19 protein-coding genes and 2 pseudogenes are annotated in these 20,907 nt (G+C 70.4%); 7 read left to right on the top strand and 14 right to left on the bottom strand.

Annotated elements, in window-relative coordinates:
• Positions 1-97: 97 nt before the first annotated feature.
• Positions 98-790 carry a PhzF family phenazine biosynthesis protein gene (locus tag ACQPYS_RS16250; protein ID WP_433490035.1) on the bottom strand — a complete coding sequence of 231 codons (693 nt, stop codon included), beginning with the start codon at positions 788-790 and terminating at the stop codon, positions 98-100.
• A gap of 242 nt (positions 791-1,032) precedes the next feature.
• Positions 1,033-1,278: a microaggregate-binding protein 1 gene (mbp1, locus tag ACQPYS_RS16245; RefSeq protein ID WP_431937919.1), complete on the bottom strand. Its 246-nt coding sequence runs from the start codon at positions 1,276-1,278 to the stop codon at positions 1,033-1,035.
• Positions 1,279-1,598: 320 nt separating this feature from the next.
• Here mbp1 and ACQPYS_RS16240 point away from each other — a divergent pair, with 320 nt between their 5' ends.
• Positions 1,599-2,288: a DUF3159 domain-containing protein gene (locus ACQPYS_RS16240; protein ID WP_433490034.1), complete on the top strand. Its 690-nt coding sequence runs from the start codon at positions 1,599-1,601 to the stop codon at positions 2,286-2,288.
• Positions 2,289-2,368: 80 nt separating this feature from the next.
• Here ACQPYS_RS16240 and ACQPYS_RS16235 read toward each other — a convergent pair whose 3' ends face one another.
• The 3 genes from ACQPYS_RS16235 to ACQPYS_RS16225 all read right to left on the bottom strand — a co-directional run bounded on the left by ACQPYS_RS16235 (position 2,369) and on the right by ACQPYS_RS16225 (position 4,720).
• A complete protein-coding gene (locus ACQPYS_RS16235; RefSeq protein WP_431937921.1) occupies positions 2,369-2,671 on the bottom strand; it encodes a hypothetical protein in 303 nt (100 codons plus the stop codon).
• A 367-nt stretch (positions 2,672-3,038) separates the two neighbouring features.
• Complete coding sequence (locus ACQPYS_RS16230; protein ID WP_433490033.1) at positions 3,039-4,052, bottom strand: MerR family transcriptional regulator; 1,014 nt, start codon at positions 4,050-4,052, stop codon at positions 3,039-3,041.
• Positions 4,046-4,720 carry a HEAT repeat domain-containing protein gene (locus ACQPYS_RS16225; RefSeq protein WP_433493061.1) on the bottom strand — a complete coding sequence of 225 codons (675 nt, stop codon included), beginning with the start codon at positions 4,718-4,720 and terminating at the stop codon, positions 4,046-4,048. Before ACQPYS_RS16225 ends, ACQPYS_RS16230 begins: the two co-directional genes overlap by 7 nt.
• Before the next feature lie 204 nt (positions 4,721-4,924).
• Here ACQPYS_RS16225 and ACQPYS_RS16220 point away from each other — a divergent pair, with 204 nt between their 5' ends.
• Complete coding sequence (locus ACQPYS_RS16220) at positions 4,925-5,737, top strand: SAM-dependent methyltransferase (RefSeq protein ID WP_431937923.1); 813 nt, start codon at positions 4,925-4,927, stop codon at positions 5,735-5,737.
• Between the two features lie 62 nt (positions 5,738-5,799).
• Here the strand turns inward: ACQPYS_RS16220 and ACQPYS_RS16215 are convergent, their stop codons facing one another.
• From ACQPYS_RS16215 to ACQPYS_RS16195, 5 genes and pseudogenes are all read right to left on the bottom strand, one after another.
• Entirely contained in the window at positions 5,800-6,753 is a 954-nt protein-coding gene (locus tag ACQPYS_RS16215; protein ID WP_433490032.1) for a YihY/virulence factor BrkB family protein, read from the bottom strand.
• Positions 6,754-6,820: 67 nt separating this feature from the next.
• Positions 6,821-6,996, bottom strand: a pseudogene (locus ACQPYS_RS16210) (IS481 family transposase); the annotation flags it as partial.
• A gap of 51 nt (positions 6,997-7,047) precedes the next feature.
• Entirely contained in the window at positions 7,048-8,127 is a 1,080-nt protein-coding gene (locus ACQPYS_RS16205) for a saccharopine dehydrogenase family protein (RefSeq protein ID WP_433490031.1), read from the bottom strand.
• Between the two features lie 63 nt (positions 8,128-8,190).
• The gene (locus ACQPYS_RS16200) at positions 8,191-9,459 is read right to left on the bottom strand and encodes a PP2C family protein-serine/threonine phosphatase (RefSeq protein ID WP_433490030.1); all 1,269 of its coding nucleotides are present in this window, start codon (positions 9,457-9,459) and stop codon (positions 8,191-8,193) included.
• Between the two features lie 2 nt (positions 9,460-9,461).
• Positions 9,462-10,241 carry an alpha/beta fold hydrolase gene (locus tag ACQPYS_RS16195; RefSeq protein WP_433490029.1) on the bottom strand — a complete coding sequence of 260 codons (780 nt, stop codon included), beginning with the start codon at positions 10,239-10,241 and terminating at the stop codon, positions 9,462-9,464.
• A 1,880-nt stretch (positions 10,242-12,121) separates the two neighbouring features.
• Between ACQPYS_RS16195 and ACQPYS_RS16190 the strand changes: the two genes are divergently transcribed.
• The 3 genes from ACQPYS_RS16190 (at position 12,122) to ACQPYS_RS16180 (ending at position 15,751) form a co-directional block, all read left to right on the top strand.
• Positions 12,122-12,835 (top strand): hypothetical protein, encoded by a 714-nt coding sequence (locus ACQPYS_RS16190; protein WP_433490028.1) that lies wholly within the window; start codon positions 12,122-12,124, stop codon positions 12,833-12,835.
• Between the two features lie 297 nt (positions 12,836-13,132).
• Positions 13,133-15,442, top strand: a complete 2,310-nt coding sequence (locus ACQPYS_RS16185) for a M28 family peptidase (protein ID WP_433490027.1) — start codon at positions 13,133-13,135, stop codon at positions 15,440-15,442.
• An 87-nt stretch (positions 15,443-15,529) separates the two neighbouring features.
• A complete protein-coding gene (locus tag ACQPYS_RS16180; RefSeq protein WP_433490026.1) occupies positions 15,530-15,751 on the top strand; it encodes a hypothetical protein in 222 nt (73 codons plus the stop codon).
• Between the two features lie 495 nt (positions 15,752-16,246).
• On the opposite strand, the gene ACQPYS_RS16175 is transcribed toward ACQPYS_RS16180, so the two are convergent.
• Positions 16,247-16,402, bottom strand: coding sequence for a hypothetical protein (locus ACQPYS_RS16175; RefSeq protein ID WP_431937932.1), 156 nt, complete (start codon positions 16,400-16,402; stop codon positions 16,247-16,249).
• A 144-nt stretch (positions 16,403-16,546) separates the two neighbouring features.
• Here ACQPYS_RS16175 and ACQPYS_RS16170 point away from each other — a divergent pair, with 144 nt between their 5' ends.
• Together ACQPYS_RS16170 and ACQPYS_RS16165 are read left to right on the top strand one after the other, a co-directional pair.
• On the top strand, positions 16,547-17,059 hold the full coding sequence (locus tag ACQPYS_RS16170; protein WP_433490025.1) for a hypothetical protein: 513 nt from the start codon (positions 16,547-16,549) through the stop codon (positions 17,057-17,059).
• On the top strand, positions 17,059-18,228 hold the full coding sequence (locus ACQPYS_RS16165) for a zinc-dependent alcohol dehydrogenase (protein WP_433493060.1): 1,170 nt from the start codon (positions 17,059-17,061) through the stop codon (positions 18,226-18,228). The genes ACQPYS_RS16170 and ACQPYS_RS16165 overlap by 1 nt, the downstream gene beginning before the upstream one ends.
• A gap of 177 nt (positions 18,229-18,405) precedes the next feature.
• On the opposite strand, the gene ACQPYS_RS16160 is transcribed toward ACQPYS_RS16165, so the two are convergent.
• From ACQPYS_RS16160 to ACQPYS_RS16150, 3 genes and pseudogenes are all read right to left on the bottom strand, one after another.
• A complete protein-coding gene (locus ACQPYS_RS16160; protein WP_431937934.1) occupies positions 18,406-18,861 on the bottom strand; it encodes an SRPBCC family protein in 456 nt (151 codons plus the stop codon).
• A gap of 227 nt (positions 18,862-19,088) precedes the next feature.
• Positions 19,089-19,499: pseudogene (locus ACQPYS_RS16155) on the bottom strand (SDR family oxidoreductase).
• Between the two features lie 899 nt (positions 19,500-20,398).
• A complete protein-coding gene (locus tag ACQPYS_RS16150; protein WP_169811858.1) occupies positions 20,399-20,674 on the bottom strand; it encodes a helix-turn-helix transcriptional regulator in 276 nt (91 codons plus the stop codon).
• Positions 20,675-20,907: the final 233 nt, after the last annotated feature.

Below are 20,907 nucleotides of genomic sequence, written 5' to 3'. Positions count from 1 at the left end.
GTAGACAACGTCGACACATGTCGATTATCGGATGTTCCCGGATCTGGGAACGCCTGATGTTGGGCGGAACCTCCCGGCGGGAGGCGACCGTATGGGCTCAGAGTGTGACCGGATGATCGGCCACCACGCGCCCGCCCAGATGAACCCAGCCGTCGGGGGCGTACCTGGTGAACAGTTGTGAGCCCTGTCCCTGGGTGATGGTCAGGTCGCGACCCAGCCGGGCGGTGAGGGCGATGGCGGCGGCGCCGGTGGCCTCGTCCTCGGGAATGCCCATGGCGGGCGCGAACATGCGGGCACGCACCGCGCCGCGAGTCCGGTCGGTCCAGGCCCAGACGTAGTGATGGCCGCTATCGAAATCGGCGGGTGCCACGGTGGCGAGGAATTCGGTGTCGTCGAATTCGTGGAAGCTGAATTCGGGCGCCCATTCCGGCCGGGCCCGCACCCAGGTCAGACCGGCGTCCGCGGTGACGGCCACCGGGCCCGCGGGCACCTCGAGTGTTTCGGCCGGCGTGCCCTGATCGGCCAACCACCAGGCCGTACCGACCGTGGGGTGGCCGGCGAAGGGGAGTTCGACGGCGGGGGTGTAGATACGCAACCGGGCGACCTCGCGGGCCGGTGGCTCGACCACGACCGTCTCGCTGTAACCGAGCCGGGCGGCCAGGGCCTGGTGGTCGACGCCTACCACATCACCGGCCCGGGCGATACCGAGGGGGTTTCCCCACCGGCCCGCGGTGTCGGTGAAGACCCGTACGACCTCGACCTGGGTACTGTCCTGCTCTGGCGTGCGCACGTGGCACAGATTAGCCGAATACGACCCCCGAGCCGCGGAGTCCCGGAGTCGAACGATGTGCCACCGGTGGTGGTGGCGGTCCTCAGCCGAGCACCCCCACCGGCCGCAGCCGAGGCGGTCGCACCACTGCGGACGAGAGGAAGCCGCCCCGGGATGTCACCGGGGCAGCCCCGTCCGCCGATCACCCCGTCCGCAACCCTGTGTGGAGATGCGGAGCGGGTATCGGTGTCGTGTGCGGGTCGTTACCGGCCCTCCTGGTGCGAACGCTGGCGCGTCTCCTCCAGGTCGGCCTCGGCGCGAGCCTTCTCGGCCTCGGCTTCCTTCTGCGCGACCTCGCGTTGCGATTCGGCCTTGTCCTGCTGGGCGATCCCTTCGTCCCGCAGGTCGTTGTGCCCGGTCACGGTGCCCGCGACCTCCTTGGCCTTGCCCTTGACGCCCTCGACGGCGCCTTCCAGTCCTTCCCGGGGGCCTGTGCGATTCTCGGCCACGATATCTACCTCCGATGTCGATTGTTCGGGTGGACATCGAGCGCTTACCCCGCGTCCGCGGGTTCAATCCGGATCGATACGGAGTCTTCCGAGCGGGTAATTCCGGGGTGGACGTGGAGAAGCGCGCCCCGACGCGGCGGTGCGGCACGGAACCTGGAAGCGGAGGCCACCTCGGGACCGCGATGACCGGGCGCAGTGTGTCCGGTGTGCGCCTCGGAATCGTATCCGGGGCCGATTCCGGCGCAGGGGTTGAGTGTGCCGTTGCGGCATGGTTTTTCCTTGTTCCGAGCGCGAGAACGATATGGGAGGACGGAATGACCATGACGGAACAGCATTGCGACCGGACGAGTGACGCCCCGGTGGCCCCGCCGGTCCTGCCGCCTGCCGGCCCGGTCACCGAGCCCGATGCCGTCGAGCCACGGCCGACATTGCTCGATCAGATGGGCGGGCCGATGGGGTTCGTGTACTCGACCATTCCGGTCGTGGTGTTCGTGGCGGCCAACGCGGTACTGCCGCTGGCGGCGACGATCGGAGTCGCCATCGCGGTCGGCTTGGCGCTCACCGGGTTCCGGCTGTTGCGCGGCGAGCGTTTCTCGTCGGCGGTCGGTGGGCTGCTGGGGCTGGCGGTTGCCGTGGGGATCGTCGCGTGGACCGGTTCGGCGAAGGATTTCTTCGTCCTCGGCATCTGGGTGGCGCTGGCGGGCTTCGTCGTCACCTTCGGCTCGGTGCTGGCCCGGCGGCCGCTGACCGGCGTGATCTGGAACTCGCTGCACGGCGGCCGGCACGCGTGGCGTGCGGATCGGGCGGTGCTGCGCGCGCATGATCTCGCCACCCTGGCCGCCGCGGCCGTGTTCGGCGCCCGGTTCGTCGTCAAGGAATGGTTGTACCTCGCCGACTCGACGACCTGGCTGGCCGTCGCCAAGATCGCGATGGGTACGCCGCTCACGGTGCTGGCCGCGCTGGTCGTGCTCTGGGCGTTCCGGCGCACCACCAAGCATCTCGGGAAGTAGCAACGAGTGCCGCGGCGCGCAGCCGCTTCCGGCAAAAGACGCGGCCCGTCGGCATTCGCCGGCGAGCCGCGCGGCGGTGTTCAGGCGCCGAGCAGCCGGATCTCGGTCTCGAGTTCGGCGGCCTGCACGGTCAGGGCGTTGTCGTCGGGGTCCGCGCCGATGCGGTCGACGAGTGCGGCCCGGGTGATGACGGGAAGCCCTTGGGCGGCGACGTCGGGATCGGTCTCGACCCGGACCGCGCCCCCTGTCAGCGCCAGAGTGGCCTGTGTGTTCTCCGCGTCGAGTAGTCGGCGGAGGTCGTCGGGTGTGACCCGGGTGTGCGGTTGCCGCGGCGCGCTCCCGGTGGCCGGTGGATCGTCCGGTGTGCGATTCTCGGTAGTCATGGTCCCCGGTTGCCCGGCCGGGCCCGAGGAAAACCTGAGCAGCTCGATGCCCGTTTCCGGTCCCGGGAACTCAGGTGCTCGTGATCGATTCGCCGACACCGTCGAGCGGCCAGCGCAGCCCGAATCCGAAAATACTCGCCGGCGCGGCGCTCCCAGGGCGTCTACACCGATATCCGGCCACCCGGGCACTCCGGGGGGCAGGCGACCGCGGTGGTGCTCGCCGAGAGCGGCTGCGACGTGCCACACCGGAGTGCGCACCCCGGCCACCGCGCGAAGGGATGCCCGGCCCACCGAGCGGCTGTGTGCGGCGGGGGAGCGTGACGGCCGGCCGAGCGGATGCGGACAGCGCACCTCGCCTCGACCGGAGTCAGTCGGTAGGGCGCTGCTCGAGCACCCCGGCGAGCGCCGCCGCGACGAGTGCCACGGCGTGATCGGGATCGTCGGCCAGATCCCGCATAACACCCAGTGCCAGGTCCGACGGCATCTCGGCGAGGGCCTGGGTGAGGCGTATCCGCACCGCCGGCTCGGTGGCGTGCGCGGCGAACTCCCCGGTCAGGGCGTCCATGATCCGGTCGGCGAGCGCGGCGTCCAGTGCCAGTGAGCCCAGGACCTCGGCGGCATCCACATCGTTGCTGCCCTCGACCACCATATCGACGAGTACCGGGACGGCCGCCGGATCGCCGCGCGCCCCGGCGGCCAGCGCGGCGGGACGGCGCACCGCCGCCTCCGGATCGGTGAGTGCACCGGTGAGCGCCGCGCTGGCGTCGTCGCCGGGTATCTCGGCGATCGCGAGTACCGCGCGCCGCCGGATCGCGGCGTCCGCGGCGCGCAGGCCGGTCATCACGCCGGCCAGTCCGTCCCGGCCCGCTCTGGCGAGTGCCCAGCGCAGGGCCCCGGCGACATTCGGATCGGATTCGGTGAGAACCGCTCCGGCCAGTAGTTCGGTGGATACCGGCACGTCCTCGGCCGAGGCCAGCGCCGTCTGCTGCCGGCGTGCGGCACTCGGCGACTCGAGTCCGTGCAGGAGTTCGACGATGCGCAGGGCATCCGGCCAGTCGGCCGGCGTCGAGGCATCGACGGCCCGGAGCCGGTCGAGGAGCTCCTGCTCCCGCCGCACCCGCGCCTCGGTCCGCTGGATGAGCGCGCCGACCAGCTCCGCCGGGGTGAAGGCGGGATCCTGCAGGGCCCGCCCGACCTCCCGTAACGACAGCCCCAGGGAGCGCAGGCTTTCCACATGGAAGATCCGCCGGATATCCGCGGGGGAGTACTCGCGGTAGCCGCCGACCGTGCGGCCGGTGGGCCGCACCAGCCCGAGAGCGTCGTAGTGCCGCAGCATCCGGGTACTCACTCCCGAACGGCGCGCCACCTCACCGATCAGCACGCGGCCGGCCCGGCGTGTTCCGGACCGAGCGCGACGATCCGTTTCGCCTCGGCGACATCCGGATCGAACCCGGCGTCCGGGTCGCGCAACAGCCACTCGGTGGCGCGGGCATGCGCGCGCACCACCGGGTCCGAGCTGGTCAGCCTTTCCCGCACGGCCGGTTCGGCGTGATCGCCGAGGGCCACCAGTGCCCGGCTGAGACTCAGCTGGACCGAGCGGTCGCCACGGCCGAGTTGCGTCGCCAGCTCCGCGGCCAGCGCCTTCTGCTCAGCGGCCGGTACGAGAACCACGGCGGCGCGCCACGCGCTCCGGGCGACCTCGTCGTCGACGTCGTGCAGCAGCGACCGGGTGATCGCGGGCCAGACGGATCCGTCACCGATCTTGGACAGGGTGTGCAGCGCCTGGCTGCGGGCCTGCGCGTCCGCGGAACGCAGTTCCGTGCGCAGGACCGGCACGGTGATCTCGGCCGGATGGCGGGTCAGTGCCCAGGTGAGCATATCGCGGACGTAGAAGTCGGGTTCGACCGCGCATCGGGCGACCAGCGCGCCGATCAGGCCGGGTGCGGGGTTCGTACCCGCGGCCAGCGCCGCCTGGAGCCGGGTCGACGGGTCCGCGGCGGACAGTGCCTCGAGCAGGCGCGTATCGGGTGAATCGAATATCGGGTCGATGGGGACCACCTCCTGCGCTCAGTCAAGACCTTGTCACAGTGTCAGGGTCAAATACGTCAGGTCCGGTCGCATCGCGGGGCGTCGGTGGCACCGTCCCACCTCCGCGGCGGCACGAATCGGTTTGCCGGAATGCGTTGGGCGACTTGTCCGGATGGGGTATACCTGCGGGGTACCGATCTCACGACGCCACAAGGAGCATCCGCCGTGTCCGACGGCTCTATCGACCTGCGTACCGATGTCGCGCATCCCGCGCGCATGTACGACTACTTTCTGGGCGGCAAAGATTCCTACGATGCCGACCGGACCGCGGCCGAACAGGCACTGCGCGATTTTCCGGCGGTCCGGCTGACCGCGCGCACCAACCGCGAGTTCATGCGCCACGCCACCCGCTATCTCACCGAGCAGGGGATCCGCCAGTTCCTCGATATCGGTACGGGTATACCGACCGAGCCCAATCTGCACCAGGTCGCCCAGAGTCTGGCGCCGGAATCGCGTGTGGTCTATGTCGACAACGACCCGATCGTTCTCGCGCACGCGCGGGCGCTGCTGGTGAGCGCCGAAAAGGGCCGCACCGCCTACATCCAGGCCGATGCGGGAGATCCGGAGGCCATTCTCGCCGCGCCGGAACTACGCGCGACGCTGGATCTGTCGCAGCCGGTGGCGGTTTCGCTCATGGCCCTGCTGCATTTCGTGCCCGGTGATGTCTACGAGATCGTGAACACCCTGATGGAGCCGCTGGCGCCGGGCTCGTACCTGGCGATGTCACATGTCACGACGGAGTTCGACGACGGTCCCGACGATCCCGACGGAATGGCCCGGCTGTTGCAGGTCTATGTGGATCGCGGGATTCCGGTGCGCCCACGCACCCGCGTGGAGGTGGCTCGGTTCTTCGACCGGCTGGAACTGGTGGATCCGGGTGTCGAGGTGATTCATCGCTGGCGTAATTCGGGTATCGAACATCCGCAGAGCCATGACAAGAAGGTGTCGCTCTACGGTGCCGTGGGCCGGAAGGCCTGAGACGTACCGTCGCCCGGCGGTGTGGGTGGTACCGGTACCGGTGCCACCCGCGATGCGCGTCTTCACCGGGCGACCGCGCCGTGATCCGGTTCGGTGCCGTCCGGGATCGGCCGGTGCCCCCGGTCGTCGTCGATGCGCTCCGCCTCGGGCGGCGTGGAACGGCGGGCCCGTTGGGCGTCGACCACCGCTCCCAGCAACACCGCGAAATTGGCGACCCACAGCCAGACGAGGAAGACGACCGCCGCCGCCAGCGAACCGTAGACCTTGTCGAACGAGTCGAAATGGGCGGCATAGAACGACAGTCCGGCCGAACCGGCCAGCCATACCGCGACCGCCAGCGCGCTCCCCGCGGTGAACCAGCGGAACGGTTGCCCGGTCACATTGGGCGCTACCCAATACAGAAGTGACAGTGCGAAACTCGCCACCAGCGCGAGGACGATCCACCTGAGGACCGCCCAGACCCCGTGCACGAAAGGCAGGTCGGCGAGGGCGCCGCCGTATCGTCCGGCCATACCGTTGGTGATCACGAATCCCAGGCCGGTGAACACCATCATGGCGATCAGGACCACGCTGAGCGACAGCTGCAGGAGTACCGTCCGGGGCCGGGACCGGCTCTCCGCGACGGAGTACAGGGCGTTGGCGGCCCGAATGAACGCGCCGACATAGCTCGACGCCGTCCACAGCCCCGACACCAGTCCCGCGATCGCGATCGGCGCCGACCAGGCCCGGACCTGTTCGAGGTGGCGCACCGAATCGGCGAGCAGGGTCCGGCTGCCTTGCGGGCCGACGTGGCTCGCCGCTCCGGCGAGCGCGCCGGTCGGCTCGGGTCCGGCCAGGCCGAGCGCGGCGACGGTGAGCAACAGTGCCGGAAACAGCGACAGCATGCTGTAGTACGTGAGTGCCGCCGCCCAGTCGGACAGCTCGTCCGACCATGCCGCCCGCAGTGTGCGCACCAGAACGCGGACCTCGCCGCGCCGCAGCACTCGAACGCTCAGTCCGCGATAACGCCGATCCATCCCCGGCAACACCTCCGGTTCCCTCGGCTACCCGCGCTGTGCGCTGCGCAAACGCCACCGTCCAGGTGTGATGCCCAGGGAGGTTGGTCAGTCGGGGGGACCGGTGGCCGACCACCGATGGCGGAGTGGGCTCGGTGGTGATTGTAGAAGTGGCGCCGGCCGGGTAGGGCTGTGTCGCGTTGCTCGGTCGATTCGTAGAACCGGGCGTATGCCCCGGCCGTCGGCGAGGGTGCGGTGGATCCGGCGATAGGGGCACGAGCCCGCGTGGCGGCGGGAGCCTCGCGGCGCCGCGGGTTACCGGGTCAGCCCGGCGCCGGCCGCACCGGCGGTGAGCGCCTCGAGGCCGAACGCTTCGACCGGGCCCAGCGCACCGGCGCCGCGCAGACCGCCGTCGAGCGCGGTCTGCGCACCCCAGGCGAGGATCGCCGCGGTGAAGTCGTAGGGGTCACCGCCGGCCAGGGTCACCGAGGCGAGGACCGTGCCCGACTCGTCGGCCACCTCGGCCACCGCCCACGTTCGGGTCCGGGCCCGCGCGTTGGCCGCCGGGCCCCCGGTCGAGCCCTTGACGATCCGGGTCAATGCGCTCTCGGCCAGCCGTTTCACCGGGTCGATCCGGCCGAGGGCGCCGGTGAGCAGCGAGGCGACCCGCAGACCCTGCGCCGCCCCGCCGGGCATACCGAGGTAGACATCGGCGTCACGCAGCCGCGGGTAGGAACGGGTGAGCGCGAAATGTTCGGAACCGGGTACCGACGCGCCCGTGAGCTCTCGGCCCGCGACGCCGAAACTGCGGACCCGCGCGGCTGTACGCTCGGGCACGACCCGGCCGCCGCGCAGGGCGAAACCCTCTTCGAAGAGCATGCCCGCCATCGATGCTCGCGTACCGCCGCTGGTGCCGGGGTCGGTGATGAAGTAGCCGATATCCGCGCGGACCGCCGTCGGCGCTTCGGCCAGTGCGAGACCGGCGGCCAGATTTCCGGGCACATAGTCGTAGCCGAACGCGGTAAGCAGCCCGACGCCCGCTCCGCGGGCCGCGTCGTCGTGCTCGAAGACCGTCCGAATGAACGGGCCCTCACCGGTGGAGTCGAAATAATGCGCCCCGGCCTCGACAGCCGCGGCCAGCGCGGAGCTGCCGTAGCGCAGGAACGGCCCCACCGTGCTGATCAGCACATCACCGGGCCCCAGCAGGGCCCGGACCGAATCCGGGTCGGTCACATCGGCCACCGCGGTGTCGGCGCCGCCGACATCCGCGGCCAGTTTCTGCAGGGCGGTCGCATTGCGTGCGGCCAGGACGGGTGCGGCGCCCCGGCCGACCAGGATCTCGGCGATGAGCCGACCGGTGTAACCGGTGGCTCCGAACAGAACGATCTTCGGCATCACTGGTACTTCCCTCTCTGTGCGCGGTGGAGCGGGACATGATGTCGCGGTGCGTTCGCACGTTCACCCGAGCCGGTCGCGGAGGGGTTCCGGCCCCGGCATATGCAAGGCCAGCAGCGCGGTGTCGTCGGTGACACCGGTGCCGAGCGAATCGAGCAGTGCGGTGACCGCGGAGACGGTTCCGGTGGCGGACGCGGGAGCGAGATGGCGGGCGAAGTCGAGCAGCGCCGACTCCCCGTAGAAGCCCTCGGCGGTCCGCGCCTCGGTGAGTCCGTCGGTGTAGAGCAAGAGTGTTGCGCCGGCCTCCAGCGTGAAGGTCACGGCCGAGACCGCCGCATCCGGGAATACCCCGACCAGTTGCCCGCCGGGAGTGGGCAGGTAGTCGGCCGTACCGTCGGCACCCAGCAACAGGGCCGGAGGGTGCCCGCCGGAGGCGAGGGTGACGGTGGCGCGGGGCCCCTCGGCGTCGTCGGTCAGGGTGAGCCGACCGTAGATGACGGTACAGAAACGGGGGTGGCCGCGGCGATGGTCACGCACCATGGTGGTGTTCAGATGCCGCAGGACCGCGGTCGGATCCGAGTCGTAGACCGCGGCGGCGCGCAGCGTGTACCGGGCCAGCGAGGTGATGGTGGCGGCGACGGCGCCTTTGCCGCAGACGTCACCGAGAAAGAAACCCCATATCCCCGGGGAGATGGGGAACAGGTCGTAGAAGTCGCCGCCGACCTCATCGGGGGAGGCGGCGTGGTAGTGCGCGGCGATATCGGCCCCCGGAACCGGCTCGAGCACCGCGGGCAGCAGCGTGCGCTGCAGGGTGGCGTTCAACCGTTGCAGGCGTTCGCGGTCGCGTTCGGCCTCGCGGCGTGCGCGCAGCAGCTCGGCTTCGTAGGCGCGGCGCTCGCGGGCGTCGAACACGGTGGTCCGGATCAGCAGCGGCTCCCCGTCCGCTCCGGTCTTCACCGTGGAGGTCACCAGGACGGGCAATCGCGAGCCGTCGGCCGCCCGGAGTTCGAGCGCGATACCGCTGAGATGGCCCTGCATCCGCAGCAGCGGCGCGAAATGGGTTTCGTGGTAAAGGCGGCCCCCGACGGTGAGCAGATCGCTGAAATGATGTCGCCCCACCAGGTCTTCGCGCCGGTAACCGAGCCAGTCCAGTAGCGTCGTGTTGATCTTGGCGATCCGCCCGTCGAGCAAAGTGGACAGATAGCCGCAGGGGGCGTTCTCGTACAGGTCTTCGACGTCGTCCTCCAGCAGGGCGCTGAACTCCGCGCGTTGGTCCGGATCGTCGGGTTCGAACCCGGCGCGTTCCGGTCCTGGGCCGCCCGCGCGGCACATCATCATGATAGGTCGCGCACGAAGCCGGTGATCGCGGCGGCGGTCTCCTCGGGAGCCGCCAGTTGCGGACAGTGCCCGGTGGCGTTGAGGGTCACCAACCGGCTGCCGGGGATACGGGAATGCATGAACTCGCCGACTCCCGGTGGGGCGATCGCGTCGTTCGAGCACTGCGCCACCAGGGTCGGTACCCGCACGGCCGCGAGATCGTCGCGGTTGTCGGACAGGAAGGTCACCCGCGCGAAGGTCCGGGCGATCTCCGGATCGGTACGGCAGAACGTCGTCTCCAGCTCCTGCGCGAGTTCCGGACGCTCCGGATTGCCCATGATCACCGGCGCCATGGCCCCCGACCAGCCCAGATAATTGGCATCCAGGGATTCGAGTAGCTCGTCGATATCGTCGGCGCTGAAGCCGCCCCGGTAACCGCTCGCCGGATCGTCGATGAAGCGGGGACTCGGCGCCAGCAGTACCAGGCCCCGGAACAACTCCGGTTCCGCCGCGGCGGCCAGGACGCCCATCATGGCCGCCACCGAATGGCCGACCAGAACCACCGGTCCCAGATCAATCGCCCGGCACACCTGCCGGATGTCCTCGGCGTACCCGGCCATGGTCGAGTACCGCTGTGGGTCCCAGGCCGACAGATCCGACCGGCCCGAGCCCACGTGGTCGAACAGGACGACGCGGAACTCCCGCGCCAACAGGGGCGTCACCAGCCGCCACAGGCCCTGATCGCAGCCGAATCCGTGCGCGAGGACCACCACCGGTGCTCCGGTGCGACCTGTCACGACCACACGATTTCTGCTCAGCACATCGACCACAACCTCATCCTCGCAGAAGTACCCCTATCCGTCCGTGTCCAGACGGTCGCCGTGGCGCACTTCGCTGTGCGTACCGCCGAGCGCGCGCCGGCGACCGTCCGTGCGGGCCGCCGTTCCGGTGAACCCGCCACCGGAGGCCGCTCCCGCCGCGCCACCGACTTCGGGTCCGGGTCCGGCCTACGAACTCTTCCCATTCCGGGAGGGTCGTCGCCATCGCGTGGCGGACCACGACGTTTCACACTGTTTCCATGTCTGTGTGCGTCATATCGTGGATGCCGGCCGAACCGACCGACGGTCCGGCCCGGCTGCGGTGACGACAAGCGGGGACATCGTTGAACGAGACTCCGAAAGTGGACACGGACGAACTACGGGCCTTGGTGACGACGCTGGAGAAGCTGATCACCGAGGCGTCCCGCGTCACCGGGGAACTGAGGGCCGCGATAACCTCCGCCGAGGCGAATGCGGCGCCGGGCCCGGCGGTCGTTGCCTCCCCGGCGGTAACGGTATCTCGTGAACCCGTGGTACCGGTCGCGAATCGGTTCGGCACCGGGACGTCCGCAGCCGTCCGCGCGCCGGCTTCGACCCCGTGGGCCCGTAAACGGGCCGCCACCTCCGCTGTGGTTCGGCCCGGGCCTGCCGCTACTGCTGGCGCCACGGCCCGCCCGGCAGTACCCGGGGAAACCACGACCCGCCCCGGAATGCCGGCGGTCGACCGGCCGGTACCGGTCCCCGGGCCGTCGCCGGTCGTACCTTCGACGGCCGTACCCGCCACGGTCGTCCCCGTGCCGGCCGCGGCAGAGGTAGCGCCACTCGCCTCGCCGTTGTCCCCGGTCGCCGAACCGGCACCACGGCACGTGCCGCGCGCGGTCGATTCCTCGCCCGGTCCGGTGCAGGCCGTCGACCTCGTGGGGCCGTCGCGCGAAACCCGGCGCCCCCCATCACTCTCCGGAACCGGAGGCACACCGCGGGCCGTATCCGGTGTCCCGGCGCCGCCGGGCCGGGACGATGCGCCGCTCGACACCCGTGCCGCCGCCGTGGACAGTAGCGCGGCCGCGGCGAGCGCCGGTGCGCGAGTGCTCCGCGAGCGCTCGGAGTCGCCCGAGCCCGCGGCCCCCGCCCTGCCGATCTCGGCGCGGGAACCGGCGGCTCCGCACGCCCAGCCGGTCCTGTCCACCGGCCGGGCCGAGGTGTCGGCGCCCCCGGAACGAACTCAGCTCGCGGGCCGGCGCGCCGAACAGCCGCGGATGGCCGTGCCGAGCGACACATCGCGGCCCCCGGCCCCGGAACCCCGTCCCGTGCCGCGCACGGTCGAGCTGCCCCCCGAGTTATCGCTGCAACTGGCCCGGATCACCGGTTCGGCCGGGGCCCGGACGGCACGGCGACCGGACGAACCGGTGCGCGGAGAAGTACCGGCCCGGCCGGTGCGCGCGGAGCCACCGGTCGAGCCGGCGTGCCCGGGCGGACCGGACGAACCGGTACGCAGGGAAATATCGGCGGAGGCGGTGGGCACGGAGCCGCCACGAACGGGATTACCACCGGCCGAATCGGCGTGTGCGGAGGAACCGAGGTGCGAGGAGTCATCGGTCGAGCCTGCGCCTGCGGAGTCGCCGGTCATGTCGGTTCACTCGGATCCGCCGGCCCCGGGGGCGACGCCGGGGCCGGTCCACTCGGGGCCGCCGGTGGGACCGGTGCCTTCGGCGTCGTTGGGCGGGCCGGAACCCGCGGAGCCGGCCGGGAGGCCGGTTCGCTCGGAGTCCTCAGCCGAGGCGGCACGCGGGGAGTCGCCGGTCGAGCCGGTACACACGGACCTGCCGGCCGAGCCGGATGCGGCGCCTGCGTTGCATCTGGTGGGGAACCCGTCCACGCCGGAGACGCTGTCGCCGCCCGAGGCGGAGCCGGCGTTCTCGCCGCCCGAGGCGCTGACCGTGGTGCCGGGAACAGGGGGCGACCCCGCCGACGCGATCCGGCTCGCCGAGGAGATGGCCCGCCGACACGGCCTGAGGATTCGCGGCTTCGGGACCGCCGGGATGGAAACCGAGGTGGTGCACCAGATCGCCGCGGCGCTGAACGATCTGCTCGCGAAGTACACCGTCGCCCTGTACGGCATCGAGGTCACCGAACAACGCGACGATACGATCCGCCGGGAGCGCAAAAAAGCGGCGGAGTCGGGTTCGGCCGAGCCGCCTCCGGTATGGATCACTCTGGAACGTGCGGAGTTGACGAGCTCGGGTGCCGCCGGGCCGGGATCGACCAGAAGGCGTTTCCGCCGAGGCGGCACCACCGGCCGGCCGGCGTACACCGCGGTGGTCCGCGCCTTCGCGGCCGCGCTCGACGAGGCGGGGGATTACCGGGCGCGTCAGGAAGCCTGGCGGATCCTGATGGCAGGTTCCCTGAGCGGCGGGCCGGATATCGGGGCGGGTCTGCTGGATCCCGGGCGGGCGCTGGTCGAGGGTTTCGTGGAGGTCGAGCTACACGGGAAGCGGGCGGGTGAGCCGGCCAAGGCGCTGCACCGGGCCCTCCTGACAATGGCTCAGGCCGACTCCGCGGAGTCCACGGCCTGACCGCGCTCCGCCCGCTCCCGCGGTGTCGGGTATCGGCCCGGCGGGTGTACCGACCAGCGGGCCGCGTTCGAACCGGTCGATCACCACTTCGCGCAGGGTCGGTTTCTTCGCCTCGGCCACCTCGCGCATTCGCCGCGCGGCCGCGAAGCGATCCTGATGGAGGAAACGCGCGCCCCTGGCCGAACTGCGGCGCGTCGGGATCGGGGTCGATATCGGGGATCGGGCCCTGCGGGTCGTAGCCGGGTCGGGCCGGCCGGTGGCGGCAGTATGCCCGGAGTGGCGACATACTGTCACCTCGTGCGCGCCGGACTGATCGAATCTCCACATCGGGTAGCCGCGGGGCTGGTGGCCCTGCTGATGCTGATGGCCGCGGTGGCGGCCACCGTCGTCACCGACGGATACGGCCCCCGGCCGGTCCCGGCGACGGTGACCGACCGGTTCAGCGCGGAACGGGCCCTGACCCACTTGAACCGCTTCGCGACCGAACCGCGGCCGCTGGGCAGTCCGGCGAGCGACCGGGCCCGGGAATATCTCACCGCGCAGCTGGAATCGGCGGGCTTCGCGGTGGAAACCCAGCGCGGTGTCGGAGCGCGGGCGTCGAAAGGACTCGCGACCTTCGGCCGGGTGGACAATGTGATCGCCACCCTGCCCGGCCGTGCGTCCACCGGCACGGTTATGCTTGCCGCGCACTATGATTCGGCCGCAACGGGCCCGGGCGCCTCCGATGACGGCGCCGCGGTCGCGGCCATGGTGGAGGTCGGCCGGTTGCTCGCCCGGCACGGCGGGCAGCGCAATGATCTCGTGCTGCTGTTCACCGACGGTGAAGAGGACGGTCTGCTCGGTGCCGAGGCGTTCGCCCGGGAGCACCGGCTCGCACGCGCCGGCGGTGTGGTGCTCAACTGGGAGGCCCGCGGTGTCGGCGGACCGTCACTGATGTTCGAGACCTCGGTGGACAATGCCGCCCTGGTATCGCTGTTCGCCGGCGCCGTACCGCATCCACGGGGTGATTCGTCGCTGGTCGAGGTGTATCGGACGATGCCGAACTCGACCGACTTCACGGCTCTGTCGAAGGCCGGTTTCACCGGGCTCAACTTCGCCTATATCGAGCGCTCGTCCTACTACCACACGGCCGGCGACACCATCGACAACCTCGATCGGGGCAGTCTGCAGCACCACGGCGAGAACATGCTCCACCTCGCCCGCGCGCTGGGCGAGACCGATCTGGCCGAGCTGCGATCCGACCACGACGCCACCTATTTCCGCCTCGCGGGCACCATGGTCACCTACTCGAACGCATGGGTCCTGCCGATCGCCCTGCTCGCCGCGGTGGCGGTCGGTGCGGTGGTGTTGCTCGCGCGCCGGCGCGGCGCGGCGGGAACCGGGCAGCTGTTGCCGGCCGCGGCGTCGGTGGCATTGCCTCTGGGCGCGGCGGCACTGCTCGGGCAGGGGATGTGGTCGGTGCTGGAGTGGTCGCGGCCCGAGTACGCACAGATGGGCGGGCTGCTGCATCGCCCACAGGTCTATCACTGGGCCCTGGTGGCGCTTGCCGTGACAGCGGTGGTCGGCTGGTATCTACCGGCACGCCGCCGGTGGGGGCCGGCCGCACCGGCGATCGGCGCCCTGGTCTGGCCTGCCGTACTCGGGGTGGGGTGCGCGGTCGTGGCGCCCGGTGCCTCGTTTCTGTTCACGCTGCCGGCCCTGTTCGTGGCACTGGGCACACTGGCGGCGCTGCTGCCGATGCGCCGGCGCCTGTGGCCGGTGCTGGTGTTCACGCTGGGGGCGCTGGTCGCCGCCGCGCTGCTGGGACCCCTGAGCGGGAACCTGATCGACGGAGTCGGCCTGACATCCGGCGGGGTCGCCGCGGCCGGTGCGGCACTGTTCGTGGTGCTGGTGCTCCCGCTGATCGAGTTGGTGCTGCCCGGGCCCACCGTCCGCCGCCGCGTCACGGTCGCGGTCCCGGTGACGGCGGCGGTTGTCTCGGTACTCCTGATCGGCGCGGGAACCATGGTCGACACCTTCGACGCCCGGCACCCCGCCCGCGCGCACCTGGCCTATGTCCTGAACGCGGATACCGGTGCGGCGAGCTGGGTGAGCGGCGATACCGAACCGGCCGCGTGGGCTCGGACCTTCGTGGACGGCACCGATATCGCGCGCCTCTCGCCCGGCTACGCGCGGGGCACGGTATGGACCGGACCGGCCGAGCCGATGGCGCTCGACGGTCCGCTGCTCGAGGTCGTCCGTCGCGACGGCGACACCGTCACCGTGCACGTGGCATCCCGGCGTGCGGCGTCCGGGCTGGTACTGCGCGTCGATCGCCGGATCGACCGGGTGGTCGCGACCGTCGCGGGTACGGTGCCGGTCGAGCTGGCCGTCACGGGGGAGCGGGCCGATACCTGGGCGGGCGAGATACGGTTCCGGGATCTGCCGCCGGACGGAGTCGACATCACTGTGCGCACCCCCGGTGCCGACCGTGTCCGGATGACCGCGGCCGACGAAACCCACGGCCTGGCCACCGCCCCGGGTTTTCGGCCCCGGCCGGACGATCTCGTTCCCTCGATCCGAGAGGACGGCGAGCGGATCGTGGTGACACGCACCGTGGAACTCTGATCGGGAAGTGGTGCGAGCGCAGCGGTGTCCGTGGGCGGGCACGGTGGTCTTCAGGCGGTGCGCAGATGTTCGCTCAACAGGTCGAGGATGGGTCAGGGGATCGAACGCCATGCCAGTGGCGGCGATTACGCCGACTGGCTCGGATACTTCCTGCTTTATGCGCGTTTGGGCTTCGGGGCGCTGGCGGGTGGTCTGCCGAGCCTGCTCGTGGCGGGCTGGGCGATGCCCGTCACCGCGACCGGCGTATGTCTCGTCGTCACCGCATACACCTATCTACATCTGGATCGGCCCGGACCGCTCGCTGAGTGACGTCGATTGGGGGTGCGGGGCGGGGGAGATCGGCCGCATGCCCGCCGCGAGGTCCGGCACGCGGCCGTGGCGGATCCCCGTGGCGCCGGAGCAGGGTGTACGCCGGGCCCTGACCGTGCCCGGCTGCGCGGCCTCCGCAGTGACCTTCTCCGGCGCCGCGAGCTGGTTGAGGACCAGATCGCGGATATCGCGGCGGCGGAGGATATTCGCGTGGTATCGGTCGCGCAGCGGTCGCCCGCCGGCCGGCTGGTGTCCAGATGCCTTGCCGGGGTGGCCGACCGGCCGAATACCGGACGACCACTGGACAACGGCAACGCTTTCTCGCCCCGCTGCGGAGTTCGATGGGTGAATCCGGGGTGTGGTCTCGGCGGAATCCGCCGGTGCCGGTGCCGGTACCGAACGATTACGGTGTTGTCTTTACCGTCCGGCGGGCCGCATAAATGTGAGCGCACATGTGCACCGGGCCATCGGTGGCCCTGCGGCTCCCGAGTGGTCTCAGTCCGGTGGTTCCTGCTCCGCATCCGCGACGGTCACCTCGGGCGCGATCTCGCGCGTGGCCATCCCGCCATCGCGACCCCGGTCGGTCGGGCCCGGCCGACCGGCTTCGGGCTCGTCGTTCTCGTTCTGCTCCGTGCGTTTCGCTTCGGTCAAGACTCCTCCTTTCCTATGGCCTCGGCCTACCCCGGTTCCCGTGGTCGAAAAGCAGAAAATCGGGCAGGCGTCCGCGGGTTTGCACCGGAGCGCCCGGGGTACCGCGTCGGCGCTGCCGGTCCGACTCCTCGGAAGGGAGAGCGCGTGGATTACCTACAGAAGGCGAAAGACGAAGTGGTCACCCTCGTCGGCCGGGCCGTGGGTGCGGTGGCCGGCGGCACCGGTCGGCGGGCCCTGACGATCGGGCGGCCGCGGGCCGCGGTGGAAGAGTTCTGGCGTGACCCGGACAACCTGTCCCGCGTGTTCGGCGGTTTCGCCGACGTGCGGTCGACGGCTCCGGATCGCTACGAATGGACAGCGGCGCCGGACGGCGCGGACGCGATCCACTGGGAGAGCGTACTGCTGACGGAGCGGGACGGACTGCGGTTCGTCGACGCGGTGGATCCCGAATGCGCGCGGATCGAGCTGGAATTCACCGACGCGCCCCGGAACCGGGGCACCGAAGTGCATATATCGGCGACGACGCCGCTGCCGCGGCAGCTCACCGGCGCGGCGATCTTCACGGTCCTCTACCGCGCGCGTGCGCTGATGCAGACGGGCGAAATACCCACTCTCGACCGTAATCCCAGCGGCCGGACGGCCGGACAGGAGGCATGATGCGTGCGTTGTGCTGGAACGGGGTCAACGATCTCGCGGTCGAAACCGTACCGGACCCGGGTCTGGTCAATCCCCACGATGTGATCGTGCGGGTGACGCTGACGACGACCTGCGGCTCGGATCTGCATTTCATCGACGGTTATCTACCCGGTATGCGCGCGGGCGACGTGTTCGGCCACGAGTTCATGGGTGAGGTGGTGGAGACCGGCGCGGAGGTCACCGCGACGAAGGTGGGGGACCGGGTGGTGGTGCCGTCGTTCATCGGATGCGGGGCATGCTGGTACTGCGAACACGACCTGTACTCGGTCTGTGACACCACCAACCCCAACGCCGCCCTGCAGCAGCCGGTCTTCGGCCAGCCGACCGGCGGTATCTACGGGTACACCCACCCGTTCGGCGGGTATCAGGGTTCGCACGCGAACTTCATCCGCGTCCCCTTCGGGGATGTCAACTGCTTCACCGTGCCGGAGGGCATCACCGACGAGCAGGCGCTGTTCTGCTCCGACGCGGTTCCCACGGGCCTCATGGGCGCCGACTTCTGCGATATCGCCCCCGGCGACACCGTCGCGGTGTGGGGCGGTGGCGGGGTCGGCCTGATGGCGGCCCACTCCGCCCGGCTGCTCGGCGCCGAGCGCGCCGTCGTGATCGACCGGATCCCGGAACGCCTGGCCCTCGCCCGGGACCGATACGACGCGGAGACGATCGACTACACCGCGGTGGACAGCGTCCAGGAAGCGCTACTCGATATGACCGGGGGCCGGGGTCCCGACGCGTGTATCGACGCGGTGGGCATGGAGGGGCACGGAACGGGTCTGCAACAGCTCTACGACCGGGCCAAACAACTGCTACGCCTGGAAACCGACCGGGCGACCTCGCTGCGGCAGGCGCTGCTGGCCTGCCGGAAGGGTGGAGTTGTCTCGGTGCTCGGCATCTACGGCCTGACCGATAAATTCCCGATGGGGGTGGTGACGAACAAGAGCCTCACCATCCGGACCGCGCAGCAGCACGGGCAGCGGTACATGCCGCGGATGTTCGACTACATCCAGCAGGGCGATCTCGACCCCGCCCATCTGATCACCCACGGTATGCCGTTGGAGGACGCGGTGCTCGGCTACGAGCTGTTCAAGACCAAACGGGACGGTTGCATCCGGGCGGTTTTCCGGCCGTGAACGGCGTCGGCCGAGGGGTGCGAGTCCGATGAAGATCGTGATCACCGGTGCCAGCGGCAATGTGGGGACCGCGCCGCTGCGTTCGATGTCGCGCCGGTCGGAATCGCCCGCCGCTGTCCGCCGCGCGGACGGTCGCCATACGACCGGGTCCCCGGACCCGGGCTTCGGGTCGGCGGGTCAACTCGGAGATCGGGGGGATCGCCCGACGGCGAGGGCGGCGAAACGCTGGAGTGATTCCCGGTTGCGCGGTACCAGCGCGAGATCCTGTACCGCCCCGGGGAGGAATTTCCCGGGGCCGTGGACGACGCGTTCGGCCATTGCCACTTCGGTACGGTCGGGGCCGAGCTCGGTGAGATCGAGCCGGATATAGGCCGCGCCCGCCGGCCACAGCCGGGCCTCGAGCTCGAGCCGGTGTGGTGCGTCGACCGCGCGGACCTTCGTGGTGTCGTGCCGGGCCAACGGCCAGCCACCCACGCTGTGGTGGATACGGGTGCCCACCTGTGGCCAGCCGCTGTCGACTTCGCGGATATGGGTGGCGCCCACCACCCACAGTCCGTACAGCCAGCCGTCGGCGAGAACAGCGAACGCGTCCTGCACGGGCACCGGTATCTGCACACTCGGTTCGGCCGCCATTGCTCCTCCGATCTTCCGGACCACCTCGGTCACCGGGGCGCGGCTTCCCGCCCGATGAATGCGGGCGCGATACCCGCGAGCGCCGGCACGAAACCCCCCGACCTCGCCGGCCGCGTGCGCCCGGCACGGGGTTCGCCACGCGGAGGGCGGGGCATCCGGCGGTGAGACCGGACCGGGGCCCGCGGCCCTGATCGCGCGGCGCGGCGGCCTGTGCCGGGCCGCGCGCCTCAGAGGATCGGATTTCCCCCGGTCACCGCGACCCGCGCGCCCGACATGTAGCTGCCCTCGTCGGAGGCGAGCAGGACATGGACCGGAGCCAGCTCGGCGGGTTGCCCGGCGCGCCCGAGCGGCGTGCTGTCGCCGAATGCGGTGACCTTCTCGTCGGGCATTGTGGAGGGGATCAAGGGGGTTCAGATCGGCCCGGGTGCGAGGCTGTTCACCCGAATCCCTTTCTCGCCCAGGAGTTGCGCGAGGCCGGCGGAGAAATTGGCTATGCCCGCCTTGGTGGCCGCGTAGGGCGCCAGGGTGGGCGAGGGCGAATCGGAGTTCACCGAAGAGCTGCCGACGATCGAGGCACCCGGGCGCATATGCGGGAGTGCGGCCTTCACCAGATAGCCTTTCACGGCATAGGCCACCACCGTGGTGGTGTGCTGATCGAGGTGCGGATTACCGGACCGAGCCGCTCGAAACCGAGCGTGCCGAATCGGTCCTCCGGGCTGGGTGCAGGCGCCGTGCCGCGCCGGCCGCGCCGTTCGTACCGTTTGTCGCGCGGAGCGAACCGCCGCGTGGACAGCGCGTCGGAAGGTTTGCCGGTCGCCGCGGGCACCTCGCCGACCGGCGGCCCCACCGCCGCCGCTGTCCTGGATCCGCTGCTCCGGTGTTCGTCGCTGGCGTGCAGCAGTTCTCGATCGCCCGGCCGATCGGGCCCCGGAGCCGGCGGCGACACCTGTGCCCGAAGGTGTCGTATCCCGCTGCTACCGTGCTGGTGTAGTGCGAAAAGCGTTGTGTCTCAGCTCCGCTGTCCATGTTCTCACGTCCCGGCGGTCAAACCCGTTGGTTCATCGATCCTTTCCGGGCCTAGGCGGAGCGGGCGAAAATAATTACACTCGGCGTCAGGCTCTGGCTACGAGCCTGGGTGCAGGGGTCGGGTAGCTGGAAGGTGTCGGTGTGGGTGTCGAGCTTGTTCCGGGAGTACGGGGTTCGCCCGACCGGGCCGGTTACGGAAGCGACCGGGTCCGGGTACCCGCCGGTGTGGCTCCGCGGTCCGTAGGGCGGCACTGCCGGACCCGATACGACGAATTCGCCCAGCCGTACCGTGCCGACCCCGGAGAGGAAATCGAGTGGGAACTGTCGGGCTCCGCGGGGGAAGCGGGAACACCTCGCGAGCGTGGATCGGGCAGAACTGGAAACGCTCATGGGCAACGAAGCTCCGGACCGCCCCCTGGCTATGGCGGACTATCTGAACGCTGATCCCACCACGACGACCGTTTCGTCGTTCGTCGTCGAGGCACGCCGGCGCGGGGTCGATCCGGCCCCATTACTGGATGCCGATTTCCTTCTCCGCGGCGAGGACTAGGTCGCTCGGCCGGATGCCGAACACCTTGCAGATCTTGTACATCTGCGCCATCGTCATCGCTCGTTCGCCGCGCTCGAGCCGGATGATGGTCTTCTTGTTGTAGCCGGCCTTCTCGGCGAGCGCTTCCTGACTCCAGCCGCGCCGCGCCCGCATCGCGCGGACCTCCGCGCCCAACGCCGCGTCCAGTCGTGCTTCCTCGGTGGTCGCTGCCTCCGACTCCGCGGGCGTCGCATCCATGTCGACCATTCTGGGATCGGGCAGGGTCTGAATCAAGTGCCCGATAGTCTCAGGTCCGCCGCAGAGTGTCGACGTACGTGGTGTACGAAATGGGCCCAATAGTGACATAAACAGGTTGAAAAGAGACCGAAATGGGCCTACGATATGGAGAGCGGTTGTCTATCACCGCAGTTCACGCCCCGCAGCGCCGGTCGCGTCCGCACCGGTGAACACGGCCGGCCTCCCGGGGTGCC

The organism is Nocardia grenadensis, from assembly GCF_050942415.1.
Taxonomy (GTDB): Bacteria; Actinomycetota; Actinomycetes; order Mycobacteriales; family Mycobacteriaceae; genus Nocardia; species Nocardia grenadensis.
Note: the sequence above shows the minus strand (reverse complement) of the source record. Positions and strands in the feature narration are given on the sequence as shown.